Below are 16727 nucleotides of genomic sequence, written 5' to 3'. Positions count from 1 at the left end.
TGGCTTGGGGTGTTGGGTGGGGCGCAATCGAGCGCCAGCCAACCGCTCGAGACAGGCACCTGCCAGGCCCCGCGTTCTATTCCCATACCGTCCCTTTTCCCCTATTGTCGATCGTCCCTTCCCAACGATCGGCATATCCATGCAGAACGTCATCGTCATTACCGGTGCCAGCCGTGGCATCGGCGCCGCCACAGCGCTGCTGGCCGCCCGCCAGGGCTACCGCATCTGCATCAATTACCACGCTGACGATCAGGCTGCGGCTGACATCCTCGGCCAGGTCCGCGCCCTGGGCGCCGAGGCCATTGCCGTGCGGGCCGACGCCAGCGTCGAAGACGAGGTCATACAGCTGTTCCTGCGTGTCGACCAGGAACTCGGCCCGGTCACCGCGCTGGTCAACAATGCTGGCACCATCGGCCAGCAGAGCCGGGTCGAGGACATGTCCGAATTCCGCCTGCTCAAGGTCATGAAAACCAACATCGTCGGCCCCATGCTCTGCGCCAAGCACGCCTTGCTGCGCATGGCGCGCCGACACGGCGGCCAGGGTGGGGCCATCGTCAACGTGTCATCGGTGGCTGCACGCCTGGGCTCACCCAGTGAATACGTGGACTACGCCGCCTCCAAGGGCGCGCTCGATACCTTTACCATCGGCCTGGCCAAGGAAGTGGCAGGCGAGGGCGTGCGGGTCAATGGCGTTCGGCCAGGCTATATCCATACCGGGTTCCACGCGCTTTCCGGCGACCCCGAGCGGGTCAGCAAACTTGAGCCCGGCTTGCCCATGGGCCGCGGCGGGCGCCCCGAGGAAGTCGCCGAGGCCATCCTCTGGTTGCTCTCGGACAAGGCGTCGTACGCTACCGGTAGTTTCGTCGACCTGGGCGGCGGGCGCTGAGCCGCCGTCAACCGTCCAGCAGTGTGCGTATCCGTTCGGCCAGTACCTGCAGCTCGAACGGCTTGGTCAGCACCAGCGTGCCTTGTAGCAGCTGGCCGTCTCTGAGCGCCGCGCTTTCATCGTAGCCGGTGATGAACAGTACCTTGAGGTCGGGGTAGCGCTCGCGGCAACGTTCCGCCACCTGGCGACCATTCAGCCCTCCCGGCAGGCCGATATCGCTCAGCAACAGGTCTGGCCGCGCGCCGGTTTGCAGGTGGGCGAGGGCGGCCGGGCCGTTCTCGAAAGCATCGACCTGGTAGCCCAGCTCTTGCAGCACTTCGCAGACCACCACGCGCAAGGCGATCTGGTCTTCGATCAGCAGGATGCGTTGCGCCGCCGTGCTGGGTTTTTCCGGCGCCGTGCGCTGCGGCGTGGGCGCCGGTACTTCAGCTGGCTCATGGTGGCGGGGCAACAGCAGCTCGATGCGGGTCCCTTCGCCAAGCGTCGACAACAGCCGCAATTGCCCGCCCGACTGGCGCACGAAACCGTAGGTCATCGACAAGCCCAGGCCAGTGCCCTGGCCCATCGGCTTGGTGGTGAAGAACGGGTCCACTGCACGCTGGGCCACCTCTGCCGACATGCCCTTGCCGTTGTCGCTGATGCTCAGCCGCACGTATTCACCGGCCGGCAGTTCCAGGGCGCGGGCGTGCTCGTCGTCCAGCAGCAGGTTGTCGCCATGGATATCGATCACGCCACCGTCAGGCATGGCATCGCGGGCATTGATGCAGACGTTGAGCAGGGCGCTTTCCAGTTGCGGCGGGTCGATGAACGTCGGCCACAGCTGGCAGGGGAAGCAGCTGGTCAGGTTGATGGACGGGCCGATGGTGCGGCGCAGCAGGTCTTCCAGGCCAGCCACCAGCGTGGCCACCTGGGTGGAGCGGGGTTGCAGGGTTTGCTGGCGGGAAAACGCCAGCAGCCGGTGCACCAGCGCAGAAGCCCGTTGCGCCGAGCCACTGGACAATGCCAGCAACGGCTCCAGGCTGTCGAACCGCGCCTGCTCCAGGTGCTGGCGCATCAGTTCCTGGGCACCCAGGATGCCGCCCAGCAGGTTGTTGAAGTCGTGGGCGATGCCACCGCTGAGCTGGCCTACTGCTTCCATTTTCTGCGCCTGGCGCAGGGCCTCCTCGGCCTTGGCCAGCCGCGCTTGCTCCTGCACCCGCTGGCTGATGTCATAGGCGAACAGATAGGCGCCCTGGATCTCGCCTTCATGGTCGCGCAGGGCGTTGAAGCGCAGCTCGTAATGGCGCTGCGCGGGGGCCTGGCCAAAAGCGCCGGTCTCGATGAACTGCTCGCCCTGCAGTGCGCGTTGCCACAGGGGCAGGATCGGCGTCTGCTCGGGCTGGCCGTCATCGATCAGCCCGGGCATGTAGTCGCCGATCTCCGGCGTTTGCCCGTACAGCAACTGGAAATCGTGCCTGGCCTGCCGATTGACCGCCAGCCAGCGCATGTCCTTGTCGATCACATGCACGTTGACCACGCTGTGATCGACCAGCTCGGCAAACAGCCTGCGCTCTGCCAGCGCAGTGCTTACCCGCTGCTCGAGCTCTTCGTTCAGGCGCTGCACGGCTTGCTCTGCCCGGCGCCGTTCGGTGACGTCCTTGAACAGCACGGCCACCTGGCGTTTCTCGGCGGGCTCCACGCGGAACGTGGTGATGGACAACACCCGCCCGGTAGCCACCAGTTCCTGCTCGAAATGCAAGGGTTCGCCGGTGCGCAGCACGGCGCCATAGCGCGCTGCCCAGTCATCGGCCTCATCAGGCACCATTTCGCGCAGCTTCTGCCCGACCACATTGGCAATGCCAGCATGCTTGGTATAGGCCGCGTTGGCCAGCACATGCACGTAGTCACTGAGCGGGCCGTGCGGGCCGTCGAAGAACTCGATGATGCAGAAGCCTTCGTCCATGGTGTCGAACAACCAGCGGTAGAAGTCCTGGCCGTGGTCCTGCAGGCTCGAAAGCCGTGCTTCCAACAACGCGTTCTGCCGTTGCAGGTCTTCGACTTGTTGACGCAGGGTGAGCAGGTCGCGATGAGGCATGTCGCTATCCGACAAAAGGTAACGCCCTGACTTTAGCGTGTTAACCTGCCGCCGAATAGCGTTCAGCGCGGCTGCGCGTGGGTGCCCAGAAGCTGGCCAAGCCGTTCGCCAAGGGTCTGCAGCGTGAACGGCTTGGCCAACAGGGCGGTGCGCTGGCCAAGCCCGGCCTCGGGTAGCGCATCGGTCATTTCGTAACCGGTAATCAGCAATACCGGGGCGTCTTTCACAAGTTTCTGATAAATCTCTGCCAGCTGGTAGCCGTCGGTTCCTCCGGGCAGGCCGATATCCGCGACCAGCAAGTCCGGCGGTGGGGGCTGGCGCAGCGCCTCGACGGCCTGGCGGCCATCTTCCAGGGCCTGCACCTCATGGCCCAGCTCGGTCAGCACTTCTACCAGCACCAGGCGCAGCGCCGGCTGGTCCTCTACCCGCATGATGCGCTGCCCGCGTGGACCTGCGGGTTCGCCATGGGCTGCGCCAGCCAGCGGGCTATCAGCAACACCCGGGTGTTGGTGCCGGGGAAAGTACAGATGAACGCAGGTGCCCCGCCCGGCGATGCTGTCGATCAGCAACTGCCCACCGGACTGGCGAGCAAAGCCATAGGCCATCGACAAGCCCAGGCCGGTGCCCTGGCCCAGTGGCTTGGTGGTGAAGAACGGTTCGACGGCGCGCTGCAGTACCGAACTGGGCATGCCCAGGCCGTTGTCCTCGACAGCAATGTGCAGGTAGTGGCCTGGTGGCAGGTCCAGGCGCTTGGCCTCGGCCGCTGCGAGATTGACGCTTGCACAGCTGATGCGCAGGTTACCGCCGCTTGGCATGGCGTCACGGGCGTTGATACACAGGTTGAGCAAGACGCTTTCCAGCTGCTGCGGGTCGATACGGATCGGCCATTGTCCGGCCAGCGTTTGGTCCTGGAACGCGATGTGCGGGCCGGTCGAGCTGCGGATCAGGTCGTGCATGTCGGCAACCAGCTGGTGCACATCGACGGCTTGCGGCACGAGGGCCTGCTGGCGTGAAAAAGCCAGCAGGTGCTGCACCAGGGCGGTGGCGCGCAAGACGTTGTTGCGGCTGAGTTCGAGCATGCGCGCGGTGTCAGCGAGGCGCTGCTGGCCCAGGCGTTGCCCGGCGAGTTCCAGCGAGCCCAGCAAGCTGCCCAGCAGATTGTTGAAGTCGTGTGCGATGCCCCCGGTCAACTGGCCGACGGCTTCCATTTTCTGCGCCTGGCGCAGTGCTTCCTCAGCCTGGCGCAGGCGCTGCTGATTGGCCATGCGCTCGGTGATGTCATAAGCGAACATGTAGCCACCCTGGATCCGCTGCTCAGCGTCGCGCCACGGGTGGTAGCGGATTTCGTAATGGCGCGGGGCGTCAGGCGGCCCGAGGGTAATGGTATCGATGAACGCTTCACCGGCCAGCACGCGTGGCCACACCGGTGCCAGGCGGCCCATGAGGTCGGGTTGGTTAAGCAGAAACTGCGGCACGTAGTCGCCAATCTGCGGCACAAAGCCACGATAACGCTCGAAGGTTTCCCGGGCCGTCCGGTTGATCGCCACCAGGCGCAACTTGCGGTCGGCGGCGAACACGTTGGCTCGGCTGTTATCGAGCAGTTCGCCCAGCAAGCGGTTGTGGGCCAGGGCGCCGTCGTCGCGCTCGGCCAGGCGTGCTTCCAGCTCGGCGACACGCGCCTGCAGTTGCGCCAACGACGTGAGCGAATCTGGTTGCATGACGAAGTCCCGGTGTACGGATCGGGCAACTATGGTCGCCTGCCGGGCCATCAACCATCAGAACGAGCGAATGATCCGCCCCAGGGTCTCCATGGCCCGCTCGGCGTCGTCATGCCAGGGGCTGCCGTAGTTCAGGCGGATGCAGTTGCCGAAACGCCGGGTGGGCGAGAAGATCGGCCCTGGAGCGATGCTGATGCCTTGGGCCAGGGCCATGTGAAACAGCTTCAGCGCATCCATCCGTTCGGGCAGCTCCAGCCACAGGAAGTAACCGCCGGAGGGCTGGCTGACCCGCGTCTGCGCCGGGAAATGCCGCGCGATGGCCGCCAGCATGTTGGCCTGCTGGCCTTCCAGGGCGTAGCGCAGCTTGCGCAGGTGGCGGTCGTAGCCGCCGTGCTGCAGGTAGTCGGCAATGGCTGCCTGGGCCGGCATCGATGCACACAGCGAGGTCATCAGTTTCAGGCGCTCGATTTTTTGCGCGAAGCGCCCGGCGGCGACCCAACCGATACGGTAGCCCGGTGCCAGGCTCTTGGCGAACGAACCACAATGCATCACCAGGCCCTGGGTATCGAAAGCCTTGGCCGGTTTGGGGGCCTGCTGGGCGTAGTACAGCTCGGCATACACATCGTCTTCGATCAAGGGCACCTGATGCCGGGTCAGCAGCGCCACCAGCGCCTGCTTTTTCGCTTCCGGCATGCTGGCGCCCACTGGGTTCTGGAAATTGGTCATGCACCATACGGCTTTGACCGGGTGTTTTTCCAGGGTTTGCGCAAGCACGCCAAGGTCGATGCCTTCGCGCGGATGCACGGGTATTTCTACCGCCTTGAGCTTGAGCCGCTCCAGCACCTGCAGGCAGGCGTAGAACGCCGGTGCCTCGATGGCCACCAGGTCGCCAGGCTGGGTGACCGCTTGCAGGCACAGGTTCAATGCTTCCAGCGCGCCGTTGGTGATCAGCAGTTCCTCCATCGGCAACATCAGCCCGCCGACCATGTAGCGCAAGGCAATCTGCCGGCGCAACTGCGGGTTGCCCGGCGACAGGTCGGTGACCACCATGCGCGGGTCCATGCTGCGGCCGGCGCTGGCCAGCGAACGCGACAGACGCTGCAGCGGGAACAGCTCTGGGCTGGGGAAGGCCGAACCGAACGGCACGGTGTTGGGGTCCTTGATCGAGTCGAGGATCGAGAACACCAGCGCGCTGACGTCGACGGTGGTGGACTCGCTGACCGGCTGCAAGCCCTGCGGCTCGCTGAACTGGCGTGGGGCGTAGGCGTTGACGAAGTAACCTGAACGCGGCCGCGCGCGGATCAGGCCGCGCCGCTCCAGCAGGTAGTAGGCCTGGAACACGGTGGACGGGCTGACCCCGTGGGTCTGGCTGGCATAGCGCACCGAGGGCACGCGCTGGCCGGGGCCCAGCACCCCGGAGCGAATCAGTTCGGCAATGTCATCGGCAAAGCGTTCGTAGCGTTTCATTCTGGCCTTCTGTCGAAGCCTGGCAGGCAAGGTGGGGTCAGTGTAAGGGATCAACGGTTCAGCGGTGCGACGAAGCGGCTGTGGGCCACACTGCGGATGGCCGGATCGTCGCGCTCGCTGATTTCGAAGCTCAGCGTCTGCGAGCTGCTGGCCGGGCGCTCGGTCAACAGCGCCACCGATACTGGCAGTTCGCTCATTTCGCCGGCCGCGAGGGTGAATGCGGTCTTGCCCTGCAAGCGCAAGCCATCGGCGTCCAGCAGGCGCAACGCGTAGTGCTGCGGGCGGGCGGTCTTGTTGATGACCTTGAGCAGATAGATGTTCTCGATCTGGCCGAGGGCATTCTCGCGGAACAGGCTGCGGTCCTTGATCACGTCCAGCGATACCATTGGCCGCAGGTGCAAGGCCAGCACCAGTGCCGCAATCATCACCCCCAGGGCGGCGGCATAGCCCAGCAGGCGCGGGCGCCACCAATGGGTGGTGCCACCTTGCAGGCTGTGTTCGGACTTGTAGCCGATCAGGCCACGGGCGTAGCCCATCTTGTCCATGACTGCGTCACAGGCGTCGATGCAGGCGGCACAACCGATGCAAGCCATCTGCAAACCGTCACGGATATCAATGCCGGTGGGGCATACCTGCACGCACAAGGTGCAATCGATGCAATCACCCAGGCCCTGCGCGCGGGCATCGCTGCCTTTCTTGCGCGCGCCACGGGCCTCGCCACGCCGCGGGTCATAGGCGACCGCCAGGGTGTCCTTGTCGAACATCACGCTCTGGAAGCGGGCATAGGGGCACATGTGCAGGCACACCGCTTCGCGCAGCAGGCCGGCGTTGAGGTAGGTGGCGGCGGTGAAGAACAGTACCCAGAACAGCGCCACACCGCCCAGTTGCAAGGTGAACAGCTCTGCGGCCAGTGGGCGGATCGGGGTGAAATAGCCGACGAAGGTCAGGCCGGTGAGCAGGCCGATGGCCAACCACAGGCTGTGCTTCAGCGCGCGGCGGCCCAGTTTGTTCAGGCTCCAGGGGGCGGCGGCCAGCTTGATGCGCTGGTTGCGGTCACCCTCGGTGACCTTTTCGCACCACATGAACAACCAGGTCCAGGTGCTTTGCGGGCAGCTGTAGCCGCACCACACGCGGCCAGCGTACACCGTGATGGCGAACAGGCCGAAGGCACAGATGATCAGCAGCGCCGACAACAGGATGAAGTCCTGCGGCCAGAAGGTGGCGGCAAAGATGTGGAACTTGCTGTTGCCCAGGTCCCAGAGCACGGCCTGGCGACCGTCCCAGTCCAGCCAGGCAGTGCCGAAGAACAGCAGGAACAGGGCGCCGGCGAAGCCGATGCGCAGGTTGCGGTACCGCCCGGAGAAGCTGCGGGTATGGATGCCGGTGTCGGTATGTCGTGGCTGGGCGCTGGCTGGGGCAGTGGCGATCTCTGTGCAAAGGATTCTATCGGTCATGGCTCGGTGCTCATCAGGCCTCGATCAGGCGTGAACACTATGGCCCTGAGCCTGTTATCAGCACAGGCTCAGATTTTACGATAAAAACCGGATCAGATTGCCCGGCTTGCCTCGCCAGGCCCTAGATTACCGAGCCTGGCGCGCTGGACTTCAGATGCCTGCGGCTATCCACCGCACCGGCTACGGTCAGCGCATCGGCCTCAGCCTCGGTGATCGGCACGCGCTGGCCGGCGAGCAGGGCTACCGACATGCGCAGCTGTTCATCGGTGATGATCTCGATGGCCGGGCCTTCGCCTTCGATGCGCAGATCCGCGCCGATGAGGGTGCAGCGGCGGGTGGTTGGGTCGATTTCAACGGGCATGGGGTGGTCCTCCATCAGCGGTTAAGGGGTGGACCACGGAATCGGGCCGGTTGCTGCATCGGCAGGTTCAGCGGCACTTTGCCCTGGCTATGCTGGTCAATCGTTGCAGATGCCAGGCCCGGCCTCTTCGCAGGTGAACCCGTGGGCCTGGTAACACCAAGTTCAGGCATGGGAACGACCGCGATGGACCTCATCTGGCAAGCAATCCAGGCCGAATTCGCCGATATCACCGACGCCCGGGAAGTCACGCAGATACTCGTGCGCCTGCTGATGGCCGCCTTGCTCGGTGCGGTGCTGGGCTTCGAGCGTGAACACAAGGGCAAGTCGGCTGGCGTGCGCACGCATATGCTGGTGTCGCTGGGAGCGGCACTGTTCGTGCTGGCGCCGAGCATGGCCGGTGCCGAGGAAGATGCCTTGAGCAGGGTGATCCAGGGTATCGTCGCCGGTATCGGCTTTCTCGGTGCAGGTACCATCTTGAAAGGTAACGGCCAGGACCCCAGCCATGTCAAAGGACTGACGACGGCCGCCGGGTTATGGATGACTGCCGCCATCGGCACGGCCGCCGGCATGGGCCGCGAAGCCACGGCGCTGATCAGCACGGTGCTGGCCCTGCTGGTGCTGGGCACGATGCCGTTGCTGGTAGAGAAGCTTGAAGGGCAGGATGAGAAAAAACAGGAAGAGGAAGAGGGCAGGAAGCACTGAGGGGAGCCGAAGCTCCCCTCAAAGCGTTGTTGCCTGCTCTATTTTTATTATTGGGACCGGCCTGTTGTTGTTTTTGTCAGCCTGTCCGGGTGTTGCGGGTGACCCCCATTCGGGGTCAAGAGCAAACGTATTTTTTTGAGCGCTGACCTGCTTTCATCATGGCTGATCCGAACCTGGCTGCCGCTACCTTGAGGTAGTTTTATTGTTCTGTGCCAGACCGCGGGGCGTACCCCTGAAAAGCGTGTCGACTCCAAAAAAATCTGCTTGCTACGCCTCTGCCGTGTTGTTCTTGTTATGTCAGAGCCGTTACCTGTTGTTTTTATTGGGTGTCACGTTTTTTTTGTTGTTGTGCCAGAGATTTAGCAGGGTGCGTGCCAACTTTTTAAATTCCTTTAAAAACAAGCACTTAGTGATTTTCATCGGAATCGCCTGGCCTGAGATTTTGCCGATTTGTTTCCCTGTTACCCGATTTTTTGCTGTGAAACGTGGCGGCGGTAACACTTCACCCACATCGATGTGACACCCGTATGACTATCGTGCGCTGCATGCGCGTGCGACCCGCGACCCGTTGTCGCGGCCCAGCACAGCGCTGATGCGCTGGCCGGCAGCGATCAGCCGCTGCAGGTCGATGCCGGTTTCGATGCCCAGCCCCTGTAGCAGGTACACCACATCTTCGCTGGCGACATTGCCAGTCGCGCCCTTGGCGTAAGGGCAACCGCCCAGCCCGGCGACCGAGCTGTCGAACACGCTGATGCCTTCGAGCAGGCTGGCATACACATTGGCCAAGGCCTGGCCGTAGGTGTCGTGGAAGTGCCCGGCCAGCCGCTCGCGCGGTACTTGTGCCGACACTGTGTCGAACAGGCGTCGGGTATCACCTGCGGTGCCGGTGCCGATGGTATCGCCCAGCGAGACCTCGTAGCAGCCCATGTCGTACAGGGCGCGAGCCACCGGCGCGACCTGGCCGGCATCGACCTTGCCTTCATAGGGGCAGCCAAGTACGCAAGAAACATAGCCCCGCACACGCACGCCGTGGTGACGGGCGGCTTCCATGATCGGCTCGAAGCGCTTGAGGCTGTCGCTGATCGAGCAATTGATGTTGCGCTGCGAGAAGGCTTCCGAAGCCGCGGCGAATACCGCCACTTCCTTTACCCCGGCAGCCAGGGCATCTTCGAAACCGCGCAGGTTGGGCGCCAGCGCGGCATAGGTGACACCCGGGCGTTGCTGGATGCCGGCGAACACTTCTGCGGAACCGGCCATCTGCGGCACCCATTTGGGCGAGACGAAACTGCCCACTTCGATGTAGGCCAGGCCCGCCTCGGTAAGGTCATCCACCAGGCGTACCTTGTCGGCGACGCTGATGGGCTGGGCTTCGTTCTGCAGGCCGTCGCGAGGGCCGACTTCGACCAGGCGAACGTGTTTGGGCAAGGACATGGCGGGTTTCCTGTGGCTTTCAGCGGTTGTCTTTGTTGTTCAGGGTGGCGGCCAGGGCCTGCTCGCAGCGCTCCTGGGCGGTATCCAGTTCCAGTTGCATCTGGTGGATGTCGAGCATCTGCTGTTCCAGCTGGGCGCGGCGCTCGGCGATTTTCGCCAGCATGCTGTTGAGCTGCTTGAGGTTGCCGCTGGACGGGTCGTACAGCTCGATCAGCTCACGGCATTCAGCCAGGGAAAAGCCGATGCGCTTGCCGCGCAGGATGAGCTTCAGGCTGACCTTGTCGCGCGCCGAATAGATACGTTCCAAGCCGCGGCGTTCAGGGCTCAGCAGGCCCTGTTCTTCATAGAAGCGGATGGCGCGGGTGGTGATGTCCAGCTCGCGGGACAGGTCGGAAATGCTGTAGGTGTGGGTGCTCATGCTGGGGCTCGGCGTGGTGTATGCGGCTATCCTGACCGCAGGTTGACGTAAACGTCAAGCAGGGGTGGGTATGTTTATCGCCTGTACCGGCGATAGCCAATCAGCCCAGCTGCACCGCCCGCCGATAGCCATTGGGTGTCTGCCCACTCAAGCGCTTGAACCAGCGGGCAAAGTACGTCGGGTCGGTGAACCCCAGGGTATCCGACAACTGCCCGATACTCATCCGTGTGTAGGCCAGATTGCGCCGCGCCTCCAGCAGCAACCGCTGGTGCACCACCTGCAGTGCCGTTTGCCCACTCAGTGCGCGGCACAGCTGGTTCAGTTGCAGGCTGGGAATATTCAGCCGGGCGGCAAAGTCCTCCACCGACAGGTGCTCGCGATAGTGCGCCTCGACCAAACGCAGATACTGCCCCAGCAAGTGCCGGTCACGCTCATCCCGGTTGCGCGGCGTCTGCCCCGACTGCTGGCGACGGCTGATCCACACCATCAGCGCTGTTACCAGGGCCTCGAGCAGCGCCGCGCGGGCCGGCGCGTTGCCCTGGTATTCCTGCTGCAGGGTGTCGATCAGGCTGCGCAGGCGCGCACGGTCCTGGCCCAGCGGGTAACACGCCGCTTTCGCCAGCACGGCCAGGGGTGCCTCCAGGCGCTGTTCCAGGTTCGCCACCAGCGCCGTACCGAAGGTCAGTACATAACCCTGAATGTCGGCACTGAAGCGAAAGCCATGCACGGTCAGCGGTGGCACCACCTGGATCGCCGCTTCGCCGATGGTATTGCGTACCCCCTCGATTTCCACCTCGGCCCGGCCGCGCTGCACGTACAGCAGCTGGAACAGCTCCGCGTGCTGGTGCGGTTTGATTTCCCAGTGATGCAAACGGCTACGCGCCGGGATCGACTCGCAGTGCAGCAGGTCGGTGCCGGGCCAGGCCTGGTTTTCACCGTACAACTTGAACAAGGGGACGCCGGGGAGGGTGGATTTCATGTGTGCACGCCTGTCCGTTAATCGAACGTTTTTTGTAAAAGTGCAGGTTATGCATGGAATAGCACACTTCAATGGCTGTTTTTGCCAGTAAAAATGCAAGGGCAAACCCTAACAGCAGATGCTGCCCCGCTGCCAGTCCAGGGCCGGCATCGTCCGCACAGAGATAACAACAATGAAAACTCAGGTCGCAATTATTGGTGCAGGTCCGTCTGGCCTGCTGCTGGGCCAACTGCTGCACAAGGCCGGTATCGATACCGTCATCGTCGAACACCAGACGCCCGAATACGTGCTTGGCCGCATCCGTGCCGGGGTGCTGGAGCAAAGCACGGTCGACCTGCTGCGTGAAGCCGGTGTGGCCGAGCGCATGGACCGCGAAGGCCTGGTCCATGAAGGCGTCGAGCTGCTGGTCGGTGGGCGCCGCCAGCGCCTGGACCTCAAGGCCCTGACCGGCGGCAAGACGGTGATGGTGTACGGCCAGACCGAAGTCACCCGAGACCTGATGCAGGCACGCCAGGCCAGTGGCGCGCCGATCATCTACTCGGCGGCCAACGTCCAGCCGCATGAACTCCAGGGAGAGCGGCCGTACCTGACGTACGAGAAGGATGGCCAGGTGCACCGCGTGAACTGCGACTACATCGCTGGCTGTGACGGTTTCCACGGCGTCTCGCGGCAAAGCATCCCTGACGGTGTGCTGAAGCAGTACGAGCGGGTCTACCCGTTTGGCTGGCTGGGCCTGCTGGCCGATACCCCGCCGGTCAATCACGAGCTGATCTACGCGCACCACGTGCGCGGTTTCGTCCTGTGCAGCCAGCGCTCGCAGACCCGCAGCCGCTATTACCTGCAAGTGCCGCTGGGCGAGCAGGTGGAAGCCTGGTCCGACGAGCGCTTCTGGAATGAGCTCAAAGCGCGCCTGCCCGAAGACGTGGCGGCGCGCCTGGTGACTGGTCCGGCCCTGGAGAAGAGCATCGCGCCGCTGCGCAGCCTGGTGGTCGAGCCGATGCAGTACGGTCGTCTGTTCCTGGTCGGCGACGCCGCGCACATCGTCCCGCCGACCGGGGCCAAGGGCCTGAACCTGGCGGCCTCGGACGTCAACTACCTGTACCGCATCCTGCTCAAGGTGTATCGCGAGGGGCGTACCGACTTGCTGCAGCAATATTCGCCGCTGGCCCTGCGCCGCGTGTGGAAGGGCGAACGCTTCAGCTGGTTCATGACCCAGCTGCTGCATGATTTCGGCAGCCACAAGGACGCCTGGGACCAGAAGATGCAAGAGGCCGACCGCGAGTACTTCCTGAGTTCGCCGGCGGGGTTGATGAACATTGCCGAGAACTATGTGGGCCTGCCGTTCGAGGAAGTGGCCTGAGGCCCGTGCCTGGCTGCCGGCAGGCTGGAAAAACCACCAGCACTTGCAGACCGGTCCGCGGATGACCGACAGTGCCTCGCTGAACAGGTAATCGCAGGAAGCAAACGATGACATTCTTCACGCCCCTGACGGGCGCCCTGTGGCTGCTGGTTGCCAGTGGTTGGGCCTGTGCCGACACGGTGTTGCCCGCACCACCGGAACTGGCCTCTGGCTACCGAACGGGCCTGCAGCCGGTGCACGCCAGCCGGCACATGGTCGCAGCCGCCAACCCGCTGGCCAGCGAGGCGGGGCGAGCAATGCTGCGTGCCGGTGGTAGCGCCATCGACGCGGCCATCGCCATGCAGATGGTGCTGACCCTGGTCGAGCCGCAATCCAGTGGCATTGGTGGCGGGGCGTTCATCTTGTACTGGGACGGCCACCGCGTGCAGGCCTACGATGGCCGCGAGGCCGCCCCGGCGGCGGTGTCGGAAAATCTGTTCCTGCAAGCCGACGGCTCACCGATGCCTTTCAGGGCTGCGCAGATCGGCGGGCGTTCGGTGGGGGTGCCAGGGGTCCTGCGGGCGTTGCAACTGGCCCATGCGCAACACGGCAAGCTGCCCTGGCGTGAGTTGTTCACCCCGGCGATCAGGTTGGCGCGCAACGGTTTCCCGGTTTCCGAACGCCTTCATGCCCTGGTGGCGAGCGACCCGTTCATTGCTCAGTCAGCGGCCATGGCCCGCTATTTCCTGGATGAGCATGGCAAGCCGCTGGCGGTCGGCACGACCTTGCGCAACCCCGAACTGGCGGACACCTTCGAGCAGATTGCCGCGCATGGCGCCGAGGCGTTCTACACCGGCGCAATCGCCGAAGCCATGGTGGCCAGGGTGCGCAGCCATGCCAACCGCGGCTACCTGTCGTTGCAGGACCTGCAGCAGTACCAGGCCAAGGTGCGCGAGCCGGTCTGCGGCCCCTACAAGGCCTGGCGCATCTGCGGCATGCCGCCGCCTTCGTCGGGTGGGGTAGCGGTGCTGCAGACCCTGGGCATTCTCGAAGCGCTGCAGCGGGCTTCGCCGTCACGCGACCTTGCCGCCATGCGGCCGTTGCCCAGCTCATCCGCAGCCGGGCTGGAGGCGCCGCCGTTGGCCGTGCACCTGGTTGCCGAGGCCGAGCGCCTGGCCTATGCCGACCGTGCCCAGTACCTGGCCGACAGCGATTATGTGCCGGTCCCGGTCAAGGCGTTGACCGACCCCGCCTACCTGGCCGCCCGCGCCGCACAGGTCGGCGAATACAGCATGAAGCGCGCCCGCCCTGGCCAGCCGCAGGGCGCCGACCTGGCCATGGCCCCCGACCGCTCGCCACTGCGCATTTCCACCTCGCACCTCAGCGCGGTGGATGACCACGGCCAGGCGCTGGCCATGACCACTTCCGTGGAAGCGGCATTCGGTGCGCACCTGATGGTCAAGGGCTTTCTGCTCAACAATCACCTGACCGACTTCTCGTTCATTGCACAGGAGCAGGGCAAGCCTGTGGCCAATCGGGTACAGCCGGGCAAGCGGCCGCTGTCGTCCATGGCGCCGACCCTGGTGTTCTCGCGGGCCTCCGGCGAACTGGTGGCCAGCCTCGGCTCGCCCGGCGGCTCGCAGATCATCGGTTACGTCAACAAGGCGCTGATCGGCCTGCTGGATTGGCAGCTTGATCCGCAGCAGGCCGCTAGCCTGCCAAACTTCGGCAGCCGCAATGCCGACACCGAAGTGGAGGCGGGGCTGGCCAGCCCGGCGCTGATCCGCCAGTTGGCAACCTGGGGCCATGCGGTAACGCCGATGACCATGACCAGTGGCATGCAGATCATCCAGCGCAGCGGCGAGGGCTGGTCGGGCGGTGCCGATCCACGGCGTGAGGGCGTGGCACTGGGTGACTAGCGGTGCGCGTTGCGGCATAGGGAGGGGCGTGATAGAAAACAGCCTTGCCATTCAGAAGTTGAATACCGGGATGTCTACTGGCGTGAAATCGAATAGGGCCCTGTTCGACCTCGACCTGCTGCGTGCAATCGTGGTGGTGGCCGATTGTGGCAGTTTCACCACGGCTGCGGCCCGCCTGCACTCGACCCAATCGACCATCAGCCAGAAAGTGCGGCGCCTTGAGGACATGGTCGGGCATCGCCTGCTGGTGCGTGGCAATCGTGATGTGTTGCCGACCGACGCCGGGCAGACCTTGCTCGGCTATGCCCGGCACATGCTGGCCCTGAACGACCAGATGCTCGAAGCCCTGGCCGGGGCGATGGTCGGGGTGACCGTACGCCTGGGGGTGCCCGAGGACTTCGTCGGCGGGCGCACCACCAATGCGCTGTCGGCATTCAGCAGGCGCAACCCGCAGGTAAAGCTGGAAGTGACCAGCGGCCTGTGCCGCGACCTCAGCCAGGCCTACGACAACGGTGAACTCGACCTGGTGCTGCTCAAGCAGCGGCGCAACGCCCGCGAGGGCGTGGCTTGCTGGCCGGAGCGCCTGCAATGGATCGACAGCGCGCGCACGCCGGCCTTCGAGCTGGACCCGATCCCGCTGGTGACCTTCCCGCCACGGGGCCTGTACCGCGACGATATGATCAACGCCATCGAGGGCATCGGCCGCCGCTGGCGCATCAGCTTCACCAGCTCGAGCCTCAGTGGTATCCAGGCTGCGGTGGCCGACGGCATGGGCATCAGCCTGCTGCCACCGCGGGCGGCGACCGGCGAGCACCGGGTGCTGGGGGCAGGCCAGGGACTGCCGGAGGTCGACAGCTACGAAATCGTCATCGTCCACCGGCCGACCGCGGATGTCATGGTCAAGGCCCTGGCCGAAGTGATGACGCAATTGTTGGCGGGTGGCGGCATCTGAGCGCTGCAACTGCGGTAGCGGGTTCGGTGACGCGTCGATTGCCTTGGAGCGATGACTGCTGCCTCGATCCTTCCCGCAAGGCAGGAGCGGGTTTCTGAATGATTCGCGGGGAATCTGGCTAAAGTCATCCAGGCTTGGCAAAACATAGGATCTGCTGCGCAACCCCTTTGATCTCATTCCGGAGACCCTGTGAAAAAGATCGCACTGGCCGCCGCAGGCCTGGTTCAAGTAGCTCACGGCAACGAGCGTGAAGATGCGGATACTGCCATCAGCGAAACGACTGCAGCGTGTACCGAACAGCCTGAAGCCCGTCGTCGGAGCGTCCGGAGCATTGGCGTGCCAAGCACACCCTGCCCCTGAAGGTACCTACCTGACTGAAACCGGCCATTGCAACCCGTCCTTCGAGTTTGACTGAAGCCTCAAGGCTGACGCTCGGCTACGGCCCTCAGGGTTCTGAGGGTGACCACCGGCGCATCGACCACGAACCGATTGGCCAGCCAAGCCGGCACATCCCCTGCAGGGTCGGCTTGCAGCTGGTAGATCACCTCGGTTTCCCGCTTGCCGAGCGGTCTCATGATCCATTCGCCGGACAGGTGCTGCACGCGGATCAGCCCGGGCGCTTCCGGCAAGCGGCCCGGCTCGGCGCTCAGGTGTCGTACCAGGGTGCCATCGTCGAGCCGCTCGGTGGTCACCTTCAGCACGATGTCCCGTGGCATCGTCGGCCACGGCAGGTTAGTGGTCAGGTAGACCCAGGTATCGGCACCGTTTACCTCCAGCAGGCGCATCTGGGCACAGGCATACAGCCATTTGCAGGCGACCCGCAGGTTCTCCTGCAGGTCGGTGAGCGTGCGCAGGCTGGCTTTCATGGTGCTGACACCGCGAAATTGCTGGTACGGCGAACCGGCGACACCACTCAGGTACACGCGAATGCCTTCGCGATCATAGGCCAGGTTCCAGTCATCGGCGGCCGGGGCGCGGGACCAGAGCAGCAGGGCGGCAAGCAGCAGGCAGCGGTTCATGACAAGTA

At 64.4% G+C, this 16727-nt stretch carries 14 protein-coding genes; 5 read left to right on the top strand and 9 right to left on the bottom strand.

What is annotated here, in order from left to right:
• The first annotated feature begins 139 nt into the window (after nt 1-139).
• On the top strand, nt 140-886 hold the full coding sequence (locus HU763_RS13280) for an SDR family oxidoreductase (protein WP_186685677.1): 747 nt from the start codon (nt 140-142) through the stop codon (nt 884-886).
• Between the two features lie 7 nt (nt 887-893).
• On the opposite strand, the gene HU763_RS13275 is transcribed toward HU763_RS13280, so the two are convergent.
• The 5 genes from HU763_RS13275 to HU763_RS13255 form a co-directional block, all read right to left on the bottom strand.
• A complete protein-coding gene (locus HU763_RS13275; protein WP_186685679.1) occupies nt 894-2960 on the bottom strand; it encodes a PAS domain-containing protein in 2067 nt (688 codons plus the stop codon).
• Nucleotides 2961-3022: 62 nt separating this feature from the next.
• On the bottom strand, nt 3023-4678 hold the full coding sequence (locus tag HU763_RS13270) for a PAS domain-containing sensor histidine kinase (protein ID WP_186685681.1): 1656 nt from the start codon (nt 4676-4678) through the stop codon (nt 3023-3025).
• Nucleotides 4679-4735: 57 nt separating this feature from the next.
• Nucleotides 4736-6145, bottom strand: coding sequence for a GntR family transcriptional regulator MpaR (gene mapR, locus HU763_RS13265; RefSeq protein WP_186685683.1), 1410 nt, complete (start codon nt 6143-6145; stop codon nt 4736-4738).
• Between the two features lie 50 nt (nt 6146-6195).
• On the bottom strand, nt 6196-7599 hold the full coding sequence (gene ccoG, locus HU763_RS13260; RefSeq protein WP_186685685.1) for a cytochrome c oxidase accessory protein CcoG: 1404 nt from the start codon (nt 7597-7599) through the stop codon (nt 6196-6198).
• 121 nt (nt 7600-7720) lie between these two features.
• A complete protein-coding gene (locus HU763_RS13255; RefSeq protein WP_186685686.1) occupies nt 7721-7960 on the bottom strand; it encodes a DUF3203 family protein in 240 nt (79 codons plus the stop codon).
• Between the two features lie 183 nt (nt 7961-8143).
• Between HU763_RS13255 and HU763_RS13250 the strand changes: the two genes are divergently transcribed.
• Nucleotides 8144-8662, top strand: coding sequence for an MgtC/SapB family protein (locus tag HU763_RS13250; protein ID WP_186685687.1), 519 nt, complete (start codon nt 8144-8146; stop codon nt 8660-8662).
• Between the two features lie 531 nt (nt 8663-9193).
• Here the strand turns inward: HU763_RS13250 and HU763_RS13245 are convergent.
• The 3 genes from HU763_RS13245 to HU763_RS13235 form a co-directional block, all read right to left on the bottom strand.
• Complete coding sequence (locus tag HU763_RS13245; RefSeq protein WP_170030197.1) at nt 9194-10093, bottom strand: hydroxymethylglutaryl-CoA lyase; 900 nt, start codon at nt 10091-10093, stop codon at nt 9194-9196.
• Between the two features lie 19 nt (nt 10094-10112).
• Nucleotides 10113-10511, bottom strand: coding sequence for a MerR family transcriptional regulator (locus tag HU763_RS13240; protein WP_186685688.1), 399 nt, complete (start codon nt 10509-10511; stop codon nt 10113-10115).
• Nucleotides 10512-10611: 100 nt separating this feature from the next.
• A complete protein-coding gene (locus tag HU763_RS13235) occupies nt 10612-11490 on the bottom strand; it encodes a helix-turn-helix domain-containing protein (protein WP_186685689.1) in 879 nt (292 codons plus the stop codon).
• Between the two features lie 172 nt (nt 11491-11662).
• Here HU763_RS13235 and pobA point away from each other — a divergent pair, with 172 nt between their 5' ends.
• The 3 genes from pobA (at nt 11663) to HU763_RS13220 (ending at nt 15700) form a co-directional block, all read left to right on the top strand.
• Nucleotides 11663-12850, top strand: coding sequence for a 4-hydroxybenzoate 3-monooxygenase (gene pobA / locus HU763_RS13230; RefSeq protein ID WP_186685690.1), 1188 nt, complete (start codon nt 11663-11665; stop codon nt 12848-12850).
• 107 nt (nt 12851-12957) lie between these two features.
• On the top strand, nt 12958-14748 hold the full coding sequence (gene ggt / locus HU763_RS13225; RefSeq protein WP_186685691.1) for a gamma-glutamyltransferase: 1791 nt from the start codon (nt 12958-12960) through the stop codon (nt 14746-14748).
• 70 nt (nt 14749-14818) lie between these two features.
• Nucleotides 14819-15700: a LysR substrate-binding domain-containing protein gene (locus HU763_RS13220; RefSeq protein WP_170030193.1), complete on the top strand. Its 882-nt coding sequence runs from the start codon at nt 14819-14821 to the stop codon at nt 15698-15700.
• 419 nt (nt 15701-16119) lie between these two features.
• On the opposite strand, the gene HU763_RS13215 is transcribed toward HU763_RS13220, so the two are convergent.
• Nucleotides 16120-16719, bottom strand: a complete 600-nt coding sequence (locus HU763_RS13215; RefSeq protein WP_186685692.1) for an START domain-containing protein — start codon at nt 16717-16719, stop codon at nt 16120-16122.
• Nucleotides 16720-16727 lie beyond the last annotated feature (8 nt).

This window comes from Pseudomonas anuradhapurensis, from assembly GCF_014269225.2.
Taxonomy (GTDB): Bacteria; Pseudomonadota; Gammaproteobacteria; order Pseudomonadales; family Pseudomonadaceae; genus Aquipseudomonas; species Aquipseudomonas anuradhapurensis.
This window is presented reverse-complemented; position numbering and strand designations above follow the sequence as displayed.